This is a genomic window from Saccharomonospora azurea NA-128 (assembly GCF_000231055.2).
Taxonomy (GTDB): Bacteria; Actinomycetota; Actinomycetes; order Mycobacteriales; family Pseudonocardiaceae; genus Saccharomonospora; species Saccharomonospora azurea.
Genome location: NZ_CM001466.1, coordinates 3408368 through 3429398, shown reverse-complemented (window position 1 = coordinate 3429398; position 21031 = coordinate 3408368). Strand labels below are relative to the sequence as shown.

Annotated in this window: 16 protein-coding genes; 5 read left to right on the top strand and 11 right to left on the bottom strand. The window is 67.4% G+C overall.

The annotated features are described in order from the left end of the window. The first annotated feature begins 17 nt into the window (after window positions 1–17). Window positions 18–842, top strand: coding sequence for a dienelactone hydrolase family protein (locus SACAZDRAFT_RS15790; protein WP_005443353.1), 825 nt, complete (start codon window positions 18–20; stop codon window positions 840–842). 18 nt (window positions 843–860) lie between these two features. Here SACAZDRAFT_RS15790 and SACAZDRAFT_RS15785 read toward each other — a convergent pair whose 3' ends face one another. From SACAZDRAFT_RS15785 to rplM, 6 genes are all read right to left on the bottom strand, one after another. Next, window positions 861–1358, bottom strand: coding sequence for a hypothetical protein (locus SACAZDRAFT_RS15785; RefSeq protein WP_005443352.1), 498 nt, complete (start codon window positions 1356–1358; stop codon window positions 861–863). 27 nt (window positions 1359–1385) lie between these two features. Continuing rightward, on the bottom strand, window positions 1386–3890 hold the full coding sequence (locus SACAZDRAFT_RS15780; protein WP_005443350.1) for a hypothetical protein: 2505 nt from the start codon (window positions 3888–3890) through the stop codon (window positions 1386–1388). A gap of 2 nt (window positions 3891–3892) precedes the next feature. Continuing rightward, complete coding sequence (locus tag SACAZDRAFT_RS15775) at window positions 3893–4198, bottom strand: PPE domain-containing protein (protein WP_005443348.1); 306 nt, start codon at window positions 4196–4198, stop codon at window positions 3893–3895. Between the two features lie 153 nt (window positions 4199–4351). Then, on the bottom strand, window positions 4352–5686 hold the full coding sequence (glmM, locus tag SACAZDRAFT_RS15770) for a phosphoglucosamine mutase (protein ID WP_005443346.1): 1335 nt from the start codon (window positions 5684–5686) through the stop codon (window positions 4352–4354). A gap of 230 nt (window positions 5687–5916) precedes the next feature. Further along, window positions 5917–6387, bottom strand: coding sequence for a 30S ribosomal protein S9 (gene rpsI / locus SACAZDRAFT_RS15765; protein WP_005443343.1), 471 nt, complete (start codon window positions 6385–6387; stop codon window positions 5917–5919). 14 nt (window positions 6388–6401) lie between these two features. Then, window positions 6402–6854, bottom strand: coding sequence for a 50S ribosomal protein L13 (rplM, locus tag SACAZDRAFT_RS15760; protein ID WP_005443341.1), 453 nt, complete (start codon window positions 6852–6854; stop codon window positions 6402–6404). A 186-nt stretch (window positions 6855–7040) separates the two neighbouring features. Between rplM and SACAZDRAFT_RS15755 the strand changes: the two genes are divergently transcribed. Together SACAZDRAFT_RS15755 and SACAZDRAFT_RS15750 are read left to right on the top strand one after the other, a co-directional pair. Then, window positions 7041–7928, top strand: coding sequence for a hypothetical protein (locus SACAZDRAFT_RS15755; RefSeq protein WP_005443339.1), 888 nt, complete (start codon window positions 7041–7043; stop codon window positions 7926–7928). 39 nt (window positions 7929–7967) lie between these two features. Then, on the top strand, window positions 7968–8483 hold the full coding sequence (locus SACAZDRAFT_RS15750; RefSeq protein WP_005443338.1) for a DUF4333 domain-containing protein: 516 nt from the start codon (window positions 7968–7970) through the stop codon (window positions 8481–8483). Between the two features lie 83 nt (window positions 8484–8566). Here the strand turns inward: SACAZDRAFT_RS15750 and SACAZDRAFT_RS15745 are convergent, their stop codons facing one another. The 4 genes from SACAZDRAFT_RS15745 to SACAZDRAFT_RS15730 all read right to left on the bottom strand — a co-directional run bounded on the left by SACAZDRAFT_RS15745 (window position 8567) and on the right by SACAZDRAFT_RS15730 (window position 15528). Continuing rightward, entirely contained in the window at window positions 8567–8854 is a 288-nt protein-coding gene (locus SACAZDRAFT_RS15745) for a WXG100 family type VII secretion target (protein WP_005443336.1), read from the bottom strand. A 48-nt stretch (window positions 8855–8902) separates the two neighbouring features. Further along, a complete protein-coding gene (locus SACAZDRAFT_RS15740) occupies window positions 8903–9220 on the bottom strand; it encodes a WXG100 family type VII secretion target (protein ID WP_005443332.1) in 318 nt (105 codons plus the stop codon). Between the two features lie 198 nt (window positions 9221–9418). Beyond that, window positions 9419–11395, bottom strand: coding sequence for a type VII secretion-associated protein (locus SACAZDRAFT_RS15735; RefSeq protein WP_005443331.1), 1977 nt, complete (start codon window positions 11393–11395; stop codon window positions 9419–9421). 122 nt (window positions 11396–11517) lie between these two features. Next, entirely contained in the window at window positions 11518–15528 is a 4011-nt protein-coding gene (locus SACAZDRAFT_RS15730; protein ID WP_005443330.1) for a type VII secretion protein EccC, read from the bottom strand. Between the two features lie 223 nt (window positions 15529–15751). Here SACAZDRAFT_RS15730 and eccD point away from each other — a divergent pair, with 223 nt between their 5' ends. After that, window positions 15752–17146 (top strand): type VII secretion integral membrane protein EccD, encoded by a 1395-nt coding sequence (eccD, locus tag SACAZDRAFT_RS15725; RefSeq protein WP_005443329.1) that lies wholly within the window; start codon window positions 15752–15754, stop codon window positions 17144–17146. A gap of 55 nt (window positions 17147–17201) precedes the next feature. After that, complete coding sequence (gene mycP, locus SACAZDRAFT_RS15720) at window positions 17202–18713, top strand: type VII secretion-associated serine protease mycosin (RefSeq protein ID WP_232286282.1); 1512 nt, start codon at window positions 17202–17204, stop codon at window positions 18711–18713. 409 nt (window positions 18714–19122) lie between these two features. On the opposite strand, the gene eccB is transcribed toward mycP, so the two are convergent. Beyond that, on the bottom strand, window positions 19123–20751 hold the full coding sequence (gene eccB, locus SACAZDRAFT_RS15715; RefSeq protein ID WP_005443326.1) for a type VII secretion protein EccB: 1629 nt from the start codon (window positions 20749–20751) through the stop codon (window positions 19123–19125). Between the last annotated feature and the right edge of the window lie 280 nt (window positions 20752–21031).

Here is a 21031-nt window from a genome sequence, read left to right as displayed (position 1 = left end):
TCGGCTAGTCTCCTGCCATGACGAGCACGGCGAAGCGGTTACTCGAACAGCTGTCACACCCGGGACCGCACGACGTCCTGCGCGGTGATCTCGCACTCGTCGGGCTCCCCGGAGTCGTGTTTACCCCCCGATCCGGTCTCAACCTTCCCGCGGTCGCGTTCGGGCACGGTTGGCTGCAAGCTCCCGGCCGCTACCACGGCTTGCTGCGGCACCTCGCGAGCTGGGGAATCGTTGCCGCCGCGCCGGCCACTCACCGGGGCGTGTTGCCCTCACACCGGTTGTTCGCCGCTGATTTGCGCACGACGCTCGACCTGGTCACGAGCCTGCGGCTCGGCCCCGACGGCATCAGCGTCGACCCGGCGAAGCTCGGCCTCGCCGGGCACTCGATCGGCGGCGGTGCAGCCGTCCTCGCCGCCCCCGACGACGACACGCGCCGGCGGGTCTCGGCGGTCGCCACGGTCGGTGCGGCCCAGACCATGCCTCCGGCGACCACGGCCGCGCTGCGCATCACCGCACCCGGCCTGCACCTCGCCGGTGAGGAGGATCTCCTCGCACCGGCGACGGGCAACGCCGAAGCCATCAGCAAGGCGTGGGCGGGGCCCGTGCAGCTCCGCACGATCCCGAAGATGACGCACCTCGGCGTGACCGAAGGCACGCACTGGAGCCAGCTGCTCCTGCAGGGCAAGCCGCAGCACACCGTCCAGCGTCGCGTGCGCGCCCTGTTCACGGCCTTCTTCCTGACCGAACTCGCCGGCGACGACACCTACCGCGAGCTCCTGGACAGCGACCTGAAAGCGGCTCGCATCACCTACCAGGACGAGGCGAGCCCGGCCAAGGTCTGACCCGCCCCGTCCCCGCGACTACTGCAACCAGCTGTTGTTGGAGAAGTCGTCGTCGTCGAAGTCGTCCGCGGGACGAGGTGCCCGGTGCTTGGCTCGAGCCGCCGGGGCCGGGTCGGACACCGCTGACTGCTGCGTCTGTGGCGCCGGCGCGGGGGGCGGAGCAGGAGGTGCGACAGGCTTGTTTTCCTCCGCCCTCTTGGCTGCAGGGACGTCGGCGGCCTCGTCATCGTCTTGCTGGCCGAATTGGAAGGTGTCGTCACCTCCCTCGCGGCGCTGGAGCCACTGATTCTTCGCCGTGGGATCTGCTTCGTCGTCTTTCTGCTTGTCGAGCTCAGCCTGTCGTTTCTTGGCTTCAGCCGCGTGTTTCCTCATCGACTGAAGATTCTCGAGAGTGTTCGCGGCCAGCTTCTGGGTGACTTGCTTGCCGTGCTCGGCGATCGCCGCTGATCGCGCTTTCAGCGCGGCTTGGTTCTGCCGGAGCTGCTCGATGAGCTTCGAATCAACTTTCCGCGTCATTGAGTCTGCCTTCCACCGAGTCTGTCATCAGCGGCTGAATCGCACCGGTACCTCGTTGGTTTCGCCGAGCACTCCGCTGACTCGGACGGCTCCACTTGGAACATCGAAGATGTTGCCGTCGATGCGGTAGGCGTTCGAGCTCCGTTCCTGATCGCCGCCCTGGCCACCGCCGGCACCGCCTCCCATGGCGCCCATGCCGCCCATCATGCCCATGCCACCACCGCTCGAGGCGGCACCGCTGCTTCCCTGCGGCACCGCTGCAGGGACCTCACCACCTGGCGCCGCACCCAGCCCGGCGCCGGATGGCCTCGACTGGTCTGAGCTGTCCGTGTCCTGCCCGAACAGGTCGCCACCACCGCCGCCACCGCCGAAGGCGCTTCCGCCCCCACCGACGGCAGCCGCGTGCGTGGCGCTGGATCCGCCGTCACCCGCGGTGGCGCCTCCCTCAGTTGCTTCGGCGTTCGCCTCGAACGAGGGGGCTTCACCTGCGGCCCAGCCTGCGCCTCCCGCGTCAGGAACATCCGCCGCTGCGGGAGCTGCGGCCCCCGCAGGAGCGCTTGCCGGGCTGCCACCGCCCTGCCCACCACCAGCCTCGGCCGGTGCCTCAGCCGCGTGTCGGGGGTCCTGGTCAGGGTCCGCGTGAGCCGGCATCACACGCACTCCATCGTCTGCTAGTGACGCCCGGCCATCCTGTTCAGCACCCTGTTCAGTGCCAAGGGTGTACGTGACGGGTTCACCCTTGCCGTTGTCGACCGTGACCACGGTCGGACCGTCGGGGCCTTCCGGCTGTTCAGCAGTGATCTCGAGTTCCCCGTCCTTGACGTGGATCTTGCCGTCGGAACCGGGCCTGTACACCTGCTGCGCCTCGTCACCGGAACCTCGCGGGCCGAACGCCTCGGCCCCCTCGCCGCTGCCCGGTGCCTCGGCGAGTTCGGCGTCGGTCCCGAAGTCGAGCCGGTACTCACCGATTTCACCGTCGCCACCCTCGACCGTGATACTCATCGTCCCGTCCTCGCCGGGCTCCGTCATGGTGAACTTCTGGTCGCCCTGCTCGACCGTCAGCGCACCCGGCCCCTCTGCATCGGTGATCGGCTCACCGGTCTCGGGATCGATGGGATACGGCTTGCCCGTCGCCGGATCGATGTCGAGCGGTTCGCCCGTGACAGGGTTGGTCGCCGCGTCGGGCTGCTCACCGAGGAGGTCCTCCGCGCTCGGGGCGGTGGCGCCGCCGCCCGGAGCTCCTCCACCGGGCATCCCGCCCCCGGGCATGCCACCACCAGGCATGCCGCCACCAGGCACTTCACCCGGGCCTCCCATGTCGGGCCCCTGGGGGCTCTGGACGTCGCCGCCCATGTCCATGTCCGCAGTCGGGTCCGTCTGAAGAGCTTGACCGAGTCCCTGCACCATCACGCCGTACGTATTGTTGATGTTCTCGACGTGGGTGGCGGCCTGCGTATGCACTTGGCTGGCCTGCTGCTGATACGTCTGACAGAACCCGGTGAGTACTTCCTTCGCCGTGTCCTGCATTTCGGTGTAGACGTCCGCTATGAGTTCGGCTAAGCCCCCGCCGCCCAATGACGAGAGCATCGACGATGCCAGCCATGCCGAACCCAATGCCTCGTCGACATCGGCCACGGTCAGCCCACCCATCTTGCCGGTGTCGTAGAGCTTGAAAAGTTGCTCCGAGAGGTGGACAACCGTGTCCTCTTGGATCGTCATCATCTCGGAGAGTCCGTCGGAGGCATTGCTCAACGCCTCGGACAAACTCTCCGAGCCATCCGAAAGAGTTTTGTTGACCTGTTCGGCCGCGGCCTTGGCATCACCTGTCCAGTCGTCGGTGCCCTTCCAGGCCGTGTCGAGAGCCTCAGCCTTGTCAGCCACCGCAGCCCCCGCCGACCTCAACATTTCCGCGTCAGCTCGGAAGGCTGCGAAATCAATGCCGCGAAACTCGTCCAGGCCAGCCCGCAGACTTTGCGGGTCGATCCCGGAATGCGTGTACTCGGCGGTGCCGAACTCCTCGCTGTCCCCAGTGAATGCACTGACATCCGCCGTCGGCATCTCGCGGCTCTCCGTCTCCGGGACGACGGGAGTGTCGATAATCTGCTGCGCAGCTTCGTAGCGTGCGTAGAACTGCTCGAACCACTGGATCACGACCTCGGTCTGGTCGATGATCTCGTCCGAGGTGGAGAACCCGCCGGCACTCACACCGTCATACGCACGACGAACATCGGCGTCGAGGGTCTCGGATCGCGCGGTGCTCAGCGCTGTCCGAGCGTTGCTCATGTTCTCGTCAATGTCACTGCCGCCCCACTTGACGTCGTAGGCGTCGGCACCGACCTGAGGCGCATAGCGTTCGATCTCTTCGTCGCTCAGTCGACCGGCGTTGGACAGGGCGTAGAGGAAGTTGTTCTTGACCTCTTTGGACACATCCGGGTTGTCGAGCATCGAGCGCATGTAGTCCAGCTGGTCGGAGCTGAACTCTTCATTGGCGCGTTCTTTGTTCGCCTGCAGGATCAATGGGTTATGCAACATGGTCACACCTGCTTCGACGCGATCATGTCGGTGCTGACAGCCTCGCCATCCTCGTAGGACTTCGCCGCCTTGCCGAGGCGATCACCGAAGTCCGCGGCCTTCTCCCCGTGGCTCTTCAAGCGATCGTTGTACAGCTTGATCGCATCGGCGTAGTGCGAGGCGGCATGAGTCCACGCCTTGCCGAACTGTGCGCTGGACACACCCGTCTCGATGCGGCTCGCCTCGTCGACCAGTTCCTCGCCCACCTGCTCGTAAGCCTTGCCCGCCGCATTCAACTTGCCCGGATCGACGGTCTGCCCGCCCGCCACGGTGCCCCCTCGCGCGCTCTCTCGACGACTTGCCTACGGCTGCGACCCGCCCACGCGGGGCGTTCACAGACACACGGAGAGGTTACCTACTGATCAGCTCGTCGCGGGGGTGATTGGCGCTTTCCAGGCTGGCCGAGACGTCGGAACTCGCCCTCAACCCACCGAGGCGACCACTCCGGCGAGGCGGTCGGCCGCCGCTTGGGCGGTGTCGGCGTTCGGTGCTTCCACCATCACGCGCACCAGCTGTTCGGTACCGGACGGCCGCAGCAGCACCCTGCCCTCGTCCCCCAACTCCCCCGTCACCGCCGCGACAGCGTCCTTCACCTCGGCGGCGTCGGCCACGGCGGTCTTGTCCGTGACCGGCACGTTGACCAGCACCTGAGGCAGCCTCCGCATCACCGCCGCGAGCTCGCGCAGCGACGTTCCCGTCGCCGCCACGCGGTTCATCACCTGCAGCGCGGTCAGCAGCCCGTCGCCGGTGGTGGCATGGCCGGGCAACACCACGTGGCCCGACTGCTCCCCGCCGAGCGAGAAGCCGCCGGCCCGGAGCTCCTCGAGCACGTACCGGTCGCCCACCGCCGTGGTGCGCACGGCGATGCCGTGGTCCTTCATCGCCAGGTGCAGACCCAGGTTGCTCATCACCGTGGCCACCAGCGTGTCGTCGGCGAGCTCGCCCGCCTCGGCCATGGCGACCGCGAGCACCGCCATGATCTGGTCGCCGTCCACGAGCTGTCCGTCGGCGTCCACGGCGAGGCAGCGGTCGGCGTCACCGTCGTGCGCGATGCCGAGGTCCGCACCGTGTTCCACCACCGCCGCGGCCAGGACGTCGGGATGTGTGGAGCCGCACCGGTCGTTGATGTTCACACCATCCGGTTCGGCGTGCAGGGCGATGACCTCCGCGCCCGCTTTCCGGTAGGCCTCCGGCGCGGCCACCGACGCCGCACCGTTGGCGCAGTCCACCACGATGCGAAGCCCCGCCAACGACGTCGACGTGGTTTCGAGCAGGTGGGCGACGTAGCGGTCGACGGCGTCGGTGACATCCGTGACCCGCCCGATCTGGGCACCGGTCGGCCGGGGACCGGGCGCGTTCAAACCGTGCTGGATCTCGTCCTCGATGCCGTCCGGAAGCTTGTGGCCGCCATCGCCGAACAGCTTGATGCCGTTGTCCGGCATGGGATTGTGCGACGCCGAGATCATAACCCCGAGGTCGGCGGACAGCTCCGTGACGAGGTGGGCGACCGCCGGGGTGGGCAACACCCCGAGGCGCAGCACGTCCGCCCCTGCCGACGCCAACCCGGCGACGACGGCGGCCTCCAGCATCTCGCCGCTCGCCCTCGGATCGCGCCCCACCACCGCCACCGGCCGATGCGACCGATCGTGGGCGGAAAGCACCCGCGCCGCACTGGCGGCCACCGCCAGCGCCAACTCGGGGGTGAGCTCGTCGTTGGCGAGGCCGCGAACCCCGTCTGTGCCGAATAGGCGAGCCATTATTCGTCGACCTCCGTCATCGCGAGCACGTGCGAACCGACCAGAACAACCTAGCGATTCCACGATGCGCGCCTGTGCCCCCATCAGCCACTCGACCGCGTTCTCCCCACACAACGCGGTGAGACGACGGAGGCGACCATCGTCGAGGGCCGGCGGCAGCGACACCACACCGGCCCGGAAAAGGCCAAACGCCCACCCGGCGAACGGATGGGCGTTTGGGAAAGCACGAATCAGCGCTTGCTGTACTGCGGCGCCTTGCGGGCCTTCTTCAGACCGTACTTCTTACGCTCGGTCGAGCGAGCGTCACGGGTGAGGAAGCCGGCCTTCTTCAGCGCGGGGCGGTCGTCGCCGTCGATCTCGGCGAGCGCACGCGCGATGGCGAGGCGCAGCGCACCGGCCTGGCCCGAGATGCCGCCGCCGTCGAGGTTGGCGTGGATATCGAACGACTCCGGCTTCTCGACGGTGACCAGCGGCTCACGGATCAGCTGCTGGTGAACCTTGTTGGGGAAGTACTGCTCAAGGCTCTTGCCGTTGAGCTTGAACTCGCCGCTACCGGGCACCAGACGCACCCGAACGACCGCCTCCTTGCGACGGCCGACCGTCTGCGCGGTGCCACCGGCAGCCCGAGACGGCTTCGGGGCGGCGGGCGTCTCGCTGGTCACGACCGCGTCGACGGCGGTCTCGGTCTCGGTGCTGGTCACAGACTGTTCCTCACTCACTGGGTCACCTGAGCGATCTTGGTGATCTCGTGCGGCTGGGGCTTCTGCGCGGCGTGAGGGTGCTCCGGCCCGGCGTAGACCTTGAGCTTCTTCGCCTGGGCACGGCCCAGCTTGTTCTTGGGCAGCATCCCCTTCACGACCTTCTCGACCAGTCGCTCCGGGCGGGTGTCGAGCAGCTCGCCGAACGAGCGCTTGCTCAGGCCACCGGGGTAACCGCTGTGGCGGTACGCGAACTTCTGGTCGCGCTTGTTCCCGGTGAGCGCCACCTTGTCAGCATTGACGATGATGACGAAGTCACCGGTGTCCACGTGCGGGGCGTAGGTGGGCTTGTGCTTGCCGCGCAGCAGCGTAGCGACCTCGGTCGCCAGCCGGCCGAGCACGACATCCTCGGCGTCGATCACGTGCCAGGCACGAGTGACATCGCCGGGCTTAGGGCTGTACGTGGGCAAGGGTCTACCTCGTCGTCAACTGTTGCTTCAGGGTCAATGCGGCTTGGCGCGTGCTGCTCGGGCGCGCACAACAACAAGTGAAGATACCCGGTCGCCGAGAGGCAGGTGAACCCGGGGGGTCCGCGCCCTCCGACATACTAGTCTTTCCGCCAGCGGGCGCGACACAACACCCCGGGGGGATCGACAATGAGACAAGGACTGCGCAGAGTCATCGCGCTGGGCGCCGTCGTACTGCTGGCGGCCGGTTGCGCGACCGGACGCGTCGGCGAGCCGATTCCGGACGGTGACGACGTCGCCAAGTACGTCGGAGTCAAGTTCTCCTCGACTCTCGAGCGCCTCACCGACGACCTCGGCGAGAACGAACCGCGCAAGAGCCGGCTCCACTCGTTCATGCGCGTCGGTGAGCTCAAGAGCGACAACACGGTGACGGCCATCCAGGTCGGCAGTCCCCCCACGCGTTTCTACAAGAACCACTCCAACCGGAACTCCGCCGACTACCGCGACTTCCTCCTGCCGGCGGGTAGCGACGTCGAGTACACGCTGCTCGGGCCCGACTACGAGTCACTCGCTCCGACCCCGTGGGTGTCGATGCCCTACCGGGGCAAGGGGCTCGACATCTGCTTCTGGGGCGGCTACCTCACCGTCTGCAAGATCTTCCATGCGGTCAACCGGTCCATGGAGAGCAACGAGGTGGACAAGACCGCGAAGAGCCTCGCCGACGGCAGCACCGAGCTCACCATCGGCATGCCGCTGCGGATCTTCCTGGAGGAACGCATCGTCGTCCTCCCCGACTGGCTGCTCGAAGAGATCCCCGACGCCCTTCTCGACAAGACGATCGAGACCCGCATCGTGCTCAGCCCGGAAGGCGATCTGAAGGAGATCGAGATGAAGGGCCTGCTGTCCGACAACGGCAACGAGGTCGAGATCAAACAGCACTACGAAGTCCTCGAACCACCGACCGAGCACGAGGTTCCGGACGTGCCGCCCTCCGACAAGGTGACGGAACTCACCACCGACAAGGAGATCGACGACTTCTACGACGCGATGGCGGAGATCACCAGCAGCCGTGAGTGAACAACCCCGCAGGTCCGGACGAGTACACGAGGAACGCAGATGACACAGCCGCCTGGCGCGCCCCAGTGGTGGCAGCCGCAGGGTCAGCAGGGACCTCACAGCGGGCCGACTCCCCAGCCCGTCGCCCCACAACCACACGCCTACCCCGCGCAACCGCAACAACCTGCGTCGTTCGGTGGATCCTTCTCCTCCGACTACGGCGGTTTCGGAGCGTTCGACGCCGAGCCGCCCGCGAACCGCAGCAAGTCACGTAAGCCGTGGATCATCGGGGCCGTGGCACTCGTCGTGCTGGCAGGCGGAGGCGCGGCGGCGTGGTTCAGCGGCGTCTTCACCGGCGATGTGCTCGACCAGGAGTCACTCCATGAAGGCGTCGCCACCGTGCTCCAGGACAGCTACGGCGAGCAGGACGTCAGCAACGTCAATTGTCCCGAGAACCAGCGGATCGCCGCCGGACACACCTTCGACTGCACGGTCGACGTGGCCGGCAAGCCGAGAACCGTCAGCATCCGCGTCCTCAACGACAAACCCCAGTACGAAGTGGGCGCCCCGCACTGAGTCTCCACATCGGACACGCACAGGGGCGCTGAAACGAGAAAACCGGGCCCGCAGCCGCGAGCCCGGTTCGCCATGAGTCCGGATCAGAACATCCCCTGGATGCCCTTGTCGGTGGCCTGGTAGCCGTCGGCGATCTGCGGCAGGGCGGTGGCGATCTGAGCCAGGACCTGCTTCATCTCGTCGAGCGACTGGTTCCACTCGTTCTGGCACTGCTGCCAGGCCTCCATGGCCTCACCGCTCCAGGTGTCGACCAGCGGAGCCAGACGGGACTTGAGGTCCTCGAACAGAGCGTCCAGCTCTCCCCCGGTGCGCTGGCAGTCCTCAGCAGCGGTGTGGATAGTGGCGTAATCGACCTTGATGGCGTCAGACATTGTTCCTCCCGATCAGTGAAAGCTCGTTGATGGCCGAGGGGCGGTGAATCAGAGGCCGCCGAGCGCGTTGCCGATGTTGCTGATGGCGGAGTTCTGCTCTTCTTCCGCCTGCTGGTACTTGACACCGGACTGCTGGAGCAGCTCACCGATGTTGCCCAGCGCCTCGTTCAGCTTGCGGGTCTTCTCGTCGAAGGCGGCCATCACGTTCTGGAAGGCCTTCGCCGCCGCACCCTGCCAGCCGGCCTGCGTCGCCTCGATGTTGTTGCGCAGCTGGTTGAGGTTCTGGTCCATCGACCCCTTGATCTGGTCGACGTCCTGGTACGCCTGCTGGAACTGTTCCGGAGTCCCGGTAAAACCGCCTGCCATTTGGGTGTTACCCCCTTCGCTCGTGGGTGCCGTACTTCGTTGGTACTGGCTCTACGACGGAGACAGTGCCATGTCCGGTTCCGCGTTGTCGCCCAAAGTGGTCAAGTAGTTGCGAGCGTGAACGCGACAGCGGGAACCAGCGTGGAACCGGGGGCCAGCACACCGCGTTCTGCCTGCGAAACGCGGTGAGGGCCGGTGTCAGTTGGTGAATTCGAGGGTCCGGACGATCTGTTCGCACGCGGTGCGGACCCGCGTCGGCGCCTGCGCCTCCTGACAGCCGACGCTCACCTGGGCGGTGCCGCGCGCGAGGACGTACCAGTGCACCGTGGCAGCCGGCTTGTCCTCCTGGTAGTGGATGACATCGCGGCCCGCGTACTCGTAGTGCTCCGAGAAGTCGGAGTACACGTCGGGCGTCGCACCGGTCAGTTCCCGCAGTTCGCGGGCTAAACGCTGTCGTTGCGCCTCCCCGTCGTACGGCAGGACGATCTCCTGGACCACAACGAGATCGTCGTCGGCGGCGTTCTGCGCCTCCTGCGGCTTCACCACGACCTGGCGGGCCTCGACGTTGTCGGCGGTCTGCGTCCAGTCCGACGGGGCGACGAACTTGTACGAGTACTGCGCGTAGGTGCGCCCCTCCGCCCCCTGCTCGTCACCCCCCTCGGCAATCGCGAGAGTCAGTGCGACCGCCGTGGCCACGAGTGCCACCACGGTCACGATCGCCGCGATGATCACTCGGTGCCGTCGCCGTCGCGAACCCGCCTGCGACGTCGGCTGCTCTGGGGACTGCACGGGCAACGGCTGCCCACGCGGCGGTGACGGCGGAGCGAACGGCACCGAGCCCGACGGCGGCCCGAGTGGTGCGGCGCCTCCCGGCGAGGCGAGCGGGGCTGCGGCACGAAGTCCACCCGGCGGCGACATCACCGGTCGACCGGGCGGCGGGATCGTGGCACGCGGCGGCATGCTCGGCTTCACCACCACTTCGGTGCGGTGGTCACCACGCGACGTCCTCGCACCCGCCGATCGCGCAGCCATCGTGCCCGGCAGCACTCCCGTGCGGTCCGGCAGCACCTGCACCGCGCGCAGCGCACCACGGGCCACGACGGTCTCCGGCTGATCGAGAGTGGTCGGGACCACTCCCGTCCGCTCGTGCACGAGCCTCGACACCATCGGAATCCGGCTCGACCCGCCGACGAGGAAGATGGCCGTCAACTGCTGGGGACGCAGCCCCGCTTCCTCGATCGTGCCTTTCGTCAGCTCGGCGGCCCGCCCCAGCGGTGTCCGCACGAGCCGTTCCAGGTCCTCACGCGTCACGTGGGCGTCCGCGAACGGCGGCGGCATCGGCACGTCGGTATAGGCGTGGCGGGACAACGTCTCCTTGGCGCCTCGGACGTCCTGGCGCAACACCCGTCGACGTCGCCGGTCCGCCAGTTCGCGCCCCTGCACCAGCTGCTCCCAGGCATCAACGTCGGCCTGGGACACGAGAGAACCGACGTGCTCGAGCAGCGCCTGGTCGATGTCCGCGCCACCGAACGTGCCGTCGCCGCGGGTCGCCAGCACCTCGAAGCGGTTCTGCCCGTTCATCTGGGCGCGGCGCACCACGCTGACGTCGACCGTGCCGCCACCCAGGTCGAGCACCGCCATCGTGTCGCCGGGGTGGCCGCTGAACTCGACGGTCCGCTCCTGATTCACCTCGGTCGGCGCGAAGGTCGACGCGTGGTACACCGCCGCCGCGACCGGCTCGGGCACCAACGCCACCTCGTGGGCGAGTCGTCCCGCGGCCTGACGCAACAAGCGCGTGCGCAGCGCACCCCATTCGGCGGGATGCGTCAGCACCAGCAACGACACCTCGACGTTGCCGGCGAGACGCCGCGCCTCCGACACCGCGCGCCGCAACACGGCGTGGACGACATCGACGACACTCAGCACTCTGTCGCCGAGCAGCAACTCCCCCTCGTCGATGCGCCGCTTCGGATGCGGTTCGAAACGCGAAGGGTCGACGGCGGCCTGCCGCTCGGCCTCCTGCCCGACGAAGAGCGTGCCGTCCGGCGCCGCGTACACCGCGGACGGCATGATCGGCTGGCTGTCGACGACCACGACCTGAGGTTCGCGACCGTTAACCGAAGCGACGACACAGGTGCTCGATGTCCCGAAGTCCACCGCCACCCGCAGCGTCACAGCCGCTCCCGCCTCGCTGGTCCCTACCTCGTCGAGTTGCCCGAAGTCCGTCCGCCGAGAGTCGTGTCAGAACGACGCAGAGACGTACGGCCGCCGAACACGGCGACCGTACGTCAACGTCGTCATTCCGGCGCGATCCACGACACCTGCATGAGCTTCTTGCCCACCTTCCGACTGACAAAGTACCCGCGTCCCGGCGGCATCGGACCGGCCTTGACGTTGCCGAGCAGCTGCCCCTCGTCCTTCGACCCGTTCATCACCAGACCCGGCATGGCCAGTTCCTTCAACTTGCCGATGATCGGGTCCATGCCGGTACGCGCCGCACCACCGGTGCGGCGGGCCACCACGACGTGGAGGCCGACGTCCTTGGCCTGCGGCAGGTACTCCGCCAGCGGGCGCAGCGGGTTGTTCGTCGACGTTGCCACGAGATCGTAGTCGTCGACCACGACGAACAGCTCCGGCCCGGTCCACCACGACCGGTCCTTCAACTGCTGCGGCGTCACGTCGGGGCCGGGCAGCCGCTTGGCCATCGACTGCGCGACCTCCTTCATCATCCCGTCGAGCTGGTTCGCCGACACCGCATAGCCCAGCAGCTGGTCGCCGTCGACGAACCCCAGCATCGTGCGCCGGTAGTCCACCAGGATGATCAGCGCTTCCTTCTTGGTGTACCGGTCCGTGATACCCCGCACGATCTGCCGCAGCAGGTTCGTCTTGCCCGACTCGCCGTCGGCGTAAGCGAGGAAGTGCGGGTCGGCGTTGAAGTCGAGATACACCGGCGCGAGTTCGTCCTCGTCGACACCGATCGGGACGAGCTTGCTGTCCCGGTGCTTGTCCTGGAGCAGCAGCTCCTCGTACGGCATGACGTCGGGCAGCAACCGCACCTGCGGCGCGTGCCGCCCCTTCCACGCGGCGGAGATCTTCTTCACCGCGTCCGTCACACCGTCACCCATGTCGACGTCGCTGCTGGAACCGTCGATCCTCGGAAGGCCGCTGAGGAAGTGCAGCTTGTCGCGCGTGAGACCCCGGCCGGGACGCCCCGCGGGAACGTTGACGGCCACCCTGCGGTCGATGTCCGACTCACTCGGGTCACCGAGCCGCAGCTCGAAACGCGTGCCGAGCATGTCCTTGATCGCGGGACGGATGTCGGCCCAGCGGTTCGACGAGATGATCACGTGCACGCCGTAGGTCAGACCCTGCACGGCGAGCTTGGTGATCTGCGGCTCCAGCTCGTCGAAGTCGTCGCGCAGTGCCCGCCAGCCGTCGACGACGAGGAACGCGTCGCCGAACGGGTCCTGCTCGGCCGTGATGTCCCCGCGCCGCTTCCGGTTACGGAAGTCGTTCATCGAGTCGACGCCGAGCGCACCGAACCGCGCTTCCCGTTCGTTGACCAACGTCGTCAGCTCAGCGACGATACGGCGCGCCTTGTCCGGCTCCCGCCGGGCGACGGCGACACCACCCACGTGCGGCAGGCCGTTCAACGCGGCGAGCGTTCCACCACCGAGGTCGATGCAGTAGAACTGCGCTTCCTCCGGCGTGTGGGTCAACGCCATCGACATGATCAACGTACGCAGCATCGTGGACTTGCCCGACTGGGGACCGCCCACGATGACACCGTGGCCGGCACCGCCCGCGAAGTCCGCCCACAGCGGGTCGCGACGCTGCTCGTACGGCCGGTCGACGATGCCCAGCGGAACCTGCAGTCGACCGTTGCCGAAGAACCCGACCGGCGACAGGCCCCGGTCCTCGGTGGGGTTGAGGTTCGGCAACAGGGTGTCGAGCGAGTTCGGTTCCTTCAGCGGCGGCAGCCACACCTCGTGGGCGGGCGGACCCTGGCCGACGAGCCTGCCGACGATGACGTCGAGCTCGCTCGGTTCGACCGCTTCCTCGGACTGCGGCTGCTGCGGCTGCTCGACGGGCTCGGGTTCCGGCTCCGGTTCCTTCGGCAGCTCCACGAAGTCGGGGACGAACAGCTGCGGCCGCTTGTCCGCGCGCACGACCTTCGCGCCGGGAGCAGCGGTCTTGATGCCGGCGGGCCGGTAGGGGCCGGACACGTACGACGCCTTGAACCGCACGAGGGTCGAGGTGTCGTACTTCAGGTATCCACCACCGGGCACGGACGGCAGTTCGAACGCGTCGGGCACACCGATCGCGGCCCGCGACTCCGCGGCGGAGAACGTCTTCAGACCGATGCGGTAGGACAGGTGCGAGTCCAGCCCGCGCAGCTTGCCTTCCTCGAGGCGCTGCGAGGCGAGGAGCATGTGCATCTGCAGCGACCGGCCCAGACGTCCGATGGCGACGAACAGGTCGATGAAGTCGGGCTTCGCCGCCAGCAGCTCGGAAAACTCGTCGACGACGATGAACAACGCCGGCAGCGGGTCGAGGTCGGCACCGTTCTCACGCGCCTTCTCGTACTCCCAGACGTTCTTGAAGTTGCCGCCGTTCTTCAACGCCTCCTGCCGCCGGTTCATCTCGCCGGCGAGGGCGTCCTTCATACGGTCGACCAGGGTGACCTCGTCGGCGAGGTTGGTGATCACCGCGGAGACGTGCGGCGCCTTGTCCAGACCGAGGAACGTGGCACCACCCTTGAAGTCGACGAGCACGAAGTTCAGCGTCGTCGACGAGTGCGTGGCCAACATCCCGAGCACGAGCGTGCGGAGGAACTCGGACTTACCGGAACCGGTCGCACCGATGCACAGACCGTGGGGGCCCATGCCCTCCATGGCCGCTTCCTTGATGTCCAGCTCCACCGGCTGGCCGTACTCGCCGACGCCGAACGGCACGCGGTAGCGGTCGCGAATCGGCCGGGGCCGCCATGCCTGCTGCACGTCGAACGTCATCGGGTCGCCGGGAATGCCCAGCAGTTCGAGCAGCGACGGGTTCGACAGCAGCGGTTGCTCCTCGCTGTCCTCCGCGGCACCCGTGCTCATGCGATAAGGCGAAAGCTTGCGAGCGAGGGCTTCCAGTTCGACGACGCTCAGCGTGTCGGGACGGCCGAACCACTCCACGCCGCCGGCACTGCGGGCACCCAGACGTTCCTCCTCCACGACGAGGCGGAGTCCTCGGCGAGCGGCGAGGTTGCCGATCGAGTCGGACAGGTCGATGAGCGTGACCCCGACGAGCCCCTCCTCCAGGAGGATCTGCTCCTCGCCGGTGACCTCCGCGTCGTCGAGCACGATCACGACATGCGGCTGGTCCGGAGCGGGCGTGGCGTTGCGGGAGAACCGCTGGCGGTCACGCAACTCCTCGTCGAGCCAGTGCTCGATCTGAGCGAGCGAGCCGCTCATCATGCGCAGCTGGCCGATGCCGTCGGACAGGCTCGGGTGCTGGACGTGGGGCAACCACTTGGCCCACTCCCACTCCTCCTTGGACCGGCCCGTGGTGGCGACGCCGATGAGCACGTCGTCGGGGCTGTGGAAGGTCACGAGCTGCGCGAGCATGGCTCTCGTCAGACCGCGCGTGAGCGTCTTGTCGCCCTGCATGGCGACGGCCGCGAAACCGCGCAACGTGATCTGGGTGGGCAGGTCGGGGACGATCGAGTGTGCGCGCACGAACCGGCGCAGCGCCAGCGTCGCGATCGGTTCCAGCTCGTCGACGGGGCCCGTCTGCGGAGGCACCAGGCGGGTGGCCAGCCGGTGGGAGCTCCGCCCCACCCGGAGGTGCAGGAAGTCCTGGTCGCTCTGGCGCCGTTCCCACATGCGCCGGGTGGACGCCATCGACCACAGCGTGTCCGGATCCGGATGGACCCATTCCAGCGACGCCCGCTGATCGATCATCGCTTCGCGGGCGCGATCCCGCATCTGCCCGAGGTACCGCAGATAGTCCTTGCGGTCCTCGTTCATCTCGGCCTTCTTCTGCTGACCGCCCTTGCCGCCGCCGGCGAACATGCCGACCATCGACATCATCATCATCAGCGGCATCATCAGCATGAACGGGCTCGGTGTCCGCTCACTCGCGGTGAACATGAAGACGACCATGCCGAGCATGGCCACGATCATGACCACCGGCATCAACTTCATGACGATGTTGCCGGGGATCGTCCTCGGGACCTCGGGTGGCGGCTCGAGGTGCACCTCGCCACCCGGTGGACGGGGCGCAGCCAGCCTTGGCGACCGCTTGAACTGCAGCGTGCTCACCGAAAGGACCCCTCTTCGACTCGGCGACTGACGGCCCGTGAGGAAAGCACGCACCGGCACTTTCGCCGGAACTGCCCCCACACGTGGCCCGGGTGCGTTAATACTAGGGCGGCATCACGACACCATGGGGCCGGTTCGGGAAGGTTACCGGCCCGCAGGCGGGTTGTTTCCGCGACGCGGTATAAACACCCTGCGGCGAAATCTCCAGGTAGGGGGCGAAAAGGTGGCAACGGGCACGACAGTTTTCAGCAGGGTCACGGTGGTCGCGCCGCGAACCCGCATCGATGTCGCGCTTCCGGCCGACGTGGCGGTGGCCGACCTCATGCCCATGTTGCTGGAGATGGCGAAAGAGGTGAGCCCCGACGGCGGCGCCCGCCACGGCGGCTGGGCACTGGCCAAGTTGGGCGATGCTCCCCTCGATCCGAGCCGGACACTCGCGTCGCTCGGCATCGTCGACGGCGAACTGCTCCAACTCCGGAAACGGAACGAGAACCCGCCGCCTCCGCTGTACGACGACGTCGTCGACGCGATCGCCGAAGCCGAACCCGACAGCTTCCGCCCGTGGACCAAGGAAACCGCCCAGCGGATCGGCCACATCGCCGGCGGACTGGCGCTGTTCACCGCCGCGTTGGCGTTGTTCTTCGCGGGCCCGCTCTACGGCGGCAACGGTCTGGCCATCGCGATCACGGCCGGTGTCGCCGCGATCGCCTGCGTGGCCGTGGGCGCCACTCTCGTGAAGGCCTACGAAGCCCAGTCGACCGGCGTCGTGATCGCCGCCGCCGGTGGTCTGCCTCTGGCGTTCGTCAGCGGCTTCTACATCGTTCCGGACGCGACGATCCGGGCCAACCTCCTGTTGTCCAGCGCCCTCGTGGTGGTGGTCGCCGCCGCCTGCATCCTCTTGATGGGCGCCGGCCTCACGGTGTTCATCGCCGCCGCCACGGCAGGCGTGTTCGGTGTGCTCGCCTTCCTCGTCGCCACACTGATCTCCCACCCCGCACCCGGCATCGCGGCGGGGACCGCCGCCGTCGCACTCGCGGGCATCTCGATGCTCCCGAGGGCCACCATCTGGCTCGCGAAGCTGCCGCTGCCCCACATTCCCAACACCGCCGAGGAACTCAAGGAGGACACGGGCTACCCCGACTACTCCTCCATCGAGCGCAAGACGAGCGCGGCGCACAACTACATGACGGGCCTGCTCGTCGGCAGCGGGTCGGTCACCGCCATCGCCGCGATGCTCACCGCGACGTCGGGAGACATCTGGGGCATCCTCACGGCGGTCATCGCGACGCTCGTGCTGCTCCTGCGTGCTCGCACCTACGCCAACGGCAGCCAGGCCGTCGCACTGCTCACCACCGGCCTCTTCTCCGCCGCGGGCATCGTGCTCGGCTGGATGTGGATGGAGGACGCTCAGGGGCGCCTGCTCTGGGTGTTCGGCACCATCATGCTGCTCGGCGCCGGTGCCCTCGTGCTGGGCGTGGTGTTCCCCAACCAGCGGTTCACCCCGCCGATGCGGCGCGCGGTGGAGATCTTCGAGGCGGCCTGCATCGCGTCGGTGCTTCCCCTGGCCCTCGCCGTGATGGGGCTCTACTCCACGCTGCGCCACCTCGACATCGGGTGACCCAGTCCACATGCGGCACGACTTCGAGGGGGTTCGCGTGCGTTCGGCCCGGACGATGAGACAACACAGGGCATTGGCGCTCGCCGCCGCCATCGGCGTGGCCGGGACGGCACTGGCACCGGTGCCCGCGTTGGCGCAGGAGGACACGCCCGGCGCCGACAACAGCGGCAGCTACGCCGCCGCGCCACCGCCGGTGGACACAAGCGCGCGGCCGCAGGCGGACGGTCAACCGGACAAGAAGTACGGGAAAAAGATCGAGTGCGTGACGAAGGATCTCGAGTACACCGACGAGATCCAGAACGCACCGTGGGGCCAGCGCTATCTGCGCATCGACGAGGTTCACTCGCTCATGCGCTCCACCACGGGTGCCGTTGGCGTCTCCACCGACACCGGCAAGCCCGTGAAGGTGGCGGTGATCGACACCGGAGTCCGGAAGCACGCGTACTTCAAGAACGGCGTCGAAGGCGTCGCCGACTACGTGAAACGCGAGCACAAGGGACTCGAGGACTGCGACGGCCACGGCACCGAAGTCGCGGGCATCATCGCTGCGGACACACCGGACCACATCGGGTTCATCGGCGTCGCACCTGACGTGCAGATCCTGTCGATCAGGCAGTCGAGCCAGAACTACTCGGCCGACAACGGTGGCGCGGCCAGCGGAGGCGCACCCAGCAACCCAGGCCCGTCCCAGGACAGTCGCACCCAGGGCAGTGAGGGAGCGGGAACGCTCGGGACGCTCGCGAAGGCAATCGTGCACGCGGCCGACGCCGGAGCCCAGGTCATCAATATCTCGATCAACAACTGCCGTCCCGGCAGTAGCGAGATGTTGCCGGACGAGCGGGCCCTGCAGGCCGCCATCGACTACGCGGTCAACACCAAGGACGCCGTGGTCGTGTCGGCGGCCGGCAACGTATCGGACAACACGAACTGCGAACAGAACAGTCAGGCGCTGGCGGAGAAACCGACGACGATCGTGACCCCGCCGTGGTTCGCCGACGACGTCTTGTCCGTTGCGGGCATCGACGACACCGGCGGAGTCGCGGAATTCAGCATGCACGGCCCGTGGGTCAGCGTGGCCGCACCGGGCACCGGGATCATTTCCCTCGACCCCGCGCAGGGTTCGGACGGCCTGGCCAACATGATGATCGACGGCGGTGAGGCACAGGAGATCAAGGGCACCAGCTTCGCCGCACCGTACGTCGCAGGCCTGGCTGCTCTTGTGCGTGCGAAGTACCCGGACCTCGACGCCCACGGAGTCATGCACCGGATCAAGTTCACGGCGCAGCACCCCGCAGCGAAGGGCGGCCGGGACAACTTCGTCGGCTACGGCGTCATCGATCCCATGGCAGCGTTGACGGCCACGGTGCCCGCCGAGGAGAACATTCCGCCGGCGAAAGCTGAAGTCCTGCCCTCGGACATGCCACCCGCCGCGAACCGCAACTGGACACCGATCGTGGTGGCGCTGGTGGGATCGGGTGGCGCACTCGCCGCCCTGGGAATCACGCTCTTCGTGGTCCACACCATTCGCCGCAACCGCAAGAACGAAGAAGACCCCGCCCGCCCCTGACTCCCCGCCTGACACACTTCCCGCATTTAGCCCGCTGAACGTGCTTGCTCTCGAAGCCCGCGTTTAGCGGGCTGAATGCTGTTTACGCACAGACCAAACCAGGATGCTCCAGCCGCATCGCCTTCGAGTCAGCGCCCACCACACAACAGAACGGCGGCAGCCGACCCGAGAAGAATTCGCACTGCCGCGTTCTGCGGGCAGAACGCGGAAACACAGTGACGGGAGTCCCTGCGGTCTTACGAAAGGGACGGGATCTTACCCGTGTTCACCGAGCCACGTTCTGCGGGCGAAACGCGACCGGGACTTCTGCCGCGTGCCACGCGCACCCACACACGCACACTAAGAAGCCGGGCGGTGGACCTTCTCGAAGTCCACCGCCCGGCTTGTGTGCTTGTGACTGCCCGCCGCGTCAGTTACCGCCCTGCGCCTGTCCTTCAGGCTGGATCACCGGAACAGACTGCTCCTCGACAGGCACGGTGTCGTACGTCCGCTGAGCGTCCTGCGGGTTCAATGACGGCCCAGACGGCAGGAGCTCGGTGATCGCATCGGGGGCGGGTTCGAGCTTCGTCAACCCGAGTCCCTGAGCGATCTCCTTGTTGGGAACCCCGTAGCGCACTCCCCGGTCGGAGATGAGCTGGATGCCGCCGCGGTAGAAGGTGTCCTTCGTCGTGGCCGTCTGGACCGCTGCCGCGTATCCGGGCGGCATGTAGAAGTTGTCGACCTTCATACCGTCCGGCGACGGCGTTGCGATCTTCACGTACTGCGGGTTGCCTTCCTCGGCGCCAGGTACCGGCAGAACACTCGAGATGTACACCGAGGTGTACGCGTCGCGCTGTTCGCCTTCGCCCCGGATGTCCCACCCCAGGCAGGCGACGGGGTGCTGCAACTGGTCGAGCACGGTGGGCATGGTGTCCGGGAAGTGATCCACATCCCGGAGGTACCCCGCCTCACCACGGTTGATCTGCGGCATGCTCTGCACCACGTCCGGAGTCACCGTCTCTGCGGTGCCGCCGTTGTTGCCTCCGCTGTAGAGGATCATGTCCGCCACGGCCGACGAGATTCGCTGGATGCCCTCCCGCAGCACGACGTAGGAGTCCGTGCGCTCGGTGAGTTGCGTCTTGAAGACGGAACCGACCGTGAGCCCGTTGGCGTTGAAGCTGGGCTGCTGTCCCGCGTGCGGGATCGTCGGGGCGACGAGACTTCCGACCGACGGGATGGCGTTGAGAAGCCCGGTCGAGATGCGCCGCGCCCGTTCATCGTTGTCGTCGATGCGCAGCGCCGATGTGACCTCGCTCTTGTTCAGGTCGACCTCTGCCCGCACGGTGTTGGCGTTCAGCTGGTTGGCGTCGGTCTTCTGCCGGTACACGAGGTAGTGCTTGCCATCCTCGGCCTTGACCAGCAGTGCTTGGTTCTCGGCGAGCTCGGTACCGAGGTCGCTGACCTTACGCCCGGCGATGACCGTCGTCTCCGTCACGGCCTTCTCGCGCGCGACCTGGTCGTTCAGCGACGAGTCCACCTTGATCTGGTCGCACACGCCCCAGTTTGACGAGATCAGCTGACTTTCCGAAGGCAGCAGGTCCGGGCCGTCGGGAATGCCTTGGAGTCGGCCCTTCGGGATGTCCTTGAGGTGTTCGTCGGACACCACTTCCGGCGCCACGGCCTGCACTGCCCCGCCGCCCTGTGCGTTACCCTGCTCTTCCCCTTGGTTCTGCGCCATGAGGATCAGCCGCGCGGAGGCGAGGTTGAACGTCGGAATCAGCTTTTTCGGCTCGCCGGCGACCACGTACACGGTCCCGGACTGTTCGCCGATGACGATGCCTGAGTCCGGCGCCTTCGGGTCGGGCTTGAAGAAGCCGACGATGATGAAGGCGAGCATCCCCAGGCAGCTCAGCACGACACCCACGATGGTGGCACGCGAGTGTGTGCGCATCGGGTCGTGCAGCATCACGGCGTCCTTGCGCACCAAGGCGGACTGCATGCGGCGCAGCACGAATTGGTAGGCCTGGACTTGCGACTTTGTTGTCGGTGTTGACGGCATTCTTGACCTACAGCTCTCCCACTCGCGGTACGGTTCCGCAGGATAGCCGTACGGGGACCGTTCGGTGTTGGTTTCTACCAACTCCGGTTAGTGTGCGACTCGCCGGGATCGGCTGTCAGCTCAGTTGCAGGCACAAGGGGAAGAGATCGAGCGGATGTCCGTCAGCACTCCTCCACGTCCGCCGGGCCCACCGCAAGGGCCCCCGCCCCCCGCAGGGCGGCCAGCGGGTCCACCGCAGCGACCGGGACACCCCGTGGCCCCGGGAGCCCCCGGCACGGGC

What these genes read in the sequence shown, in the direction of transcription:
- SACAZDRAFT_RS15790 (WP_005443353.1), top strand. Translation starts at nt 18, where the DNA reads ATGACGAGCACGGCGAAGCGGTTACTCGAACAGCTGTCACACCCGGGA.
- SACAZDRAFT_RS15785 (WP_005443352.1), bottom strand. Translation starts at nt 1,358, where the DNA reads ATGACGCGGAAAGTTGATTCGAAGCTCATCGAGCAGCTCCGGCAGAAC.
- SACAZDRAFT_RS15780 (WP_005443350.1), bottom strand. Translation starts at nt 3,890, where the DNA reads ATGTTGCATAACCCATTGATCCTGCAGGCGAACAAAGAACGCGCCAAT.
- glmM (WP_005443346.1), bottom strand. Translation starts at nt 5,686, where the DNA reads ATGGCTCGCCTATTCGGCACAGACGGGGTTCGCGGCCTCGCCAACGAC.
- SACAZDRAFT_RS15755 (WP_005443339.1), top strand. Translation starts at nt 7,041, where the DNA reads ATGAGACAAGGACTGCGCAGAGTCATCGCGCTGGGCGCCGTCGTACTG.
- SACAZDRAFT_RS15750 (WP_005443338.1), top strand. Translation starts at nt 7,968, where the DNA reads ATGACACAGCCGCCTGGCGCGCCCCAGTGGTGGCAGCCGCAGGGTCAG.
- SACAZDRAFT_RS15745 (WP_005443336.1), bottom strand. Translation starts at nt 8,854, where the DNA reads ATGTCTGACGCCATCAAGGTCGATTACGCCACTATCCACACCGCTGCT.
- SACAZDRAFT_RS15740 (WP_005443332.1), bottom strand. Translation starts at nt 9,220, where the DNA reads ATGGCAGGCGGTTTTACCGGGACTCCGGAACAGTTCCAGCAGGCGTAC.
- mycP (WP_232286282.1), top strand. Translation starts at nt 17,202, where the DNA reads ATGAGACAACACAGGGCATTGGCGCTCGCCGCCGCCATCGGCGTGGCC.
- eccB (WP_005443326.1), bottom strand. Translation starts at nt 20,751, where the DNA reads ATGCCGTCAACACCGACAACAAAGTCGCAAGTCCAGGCCTACCAATTC.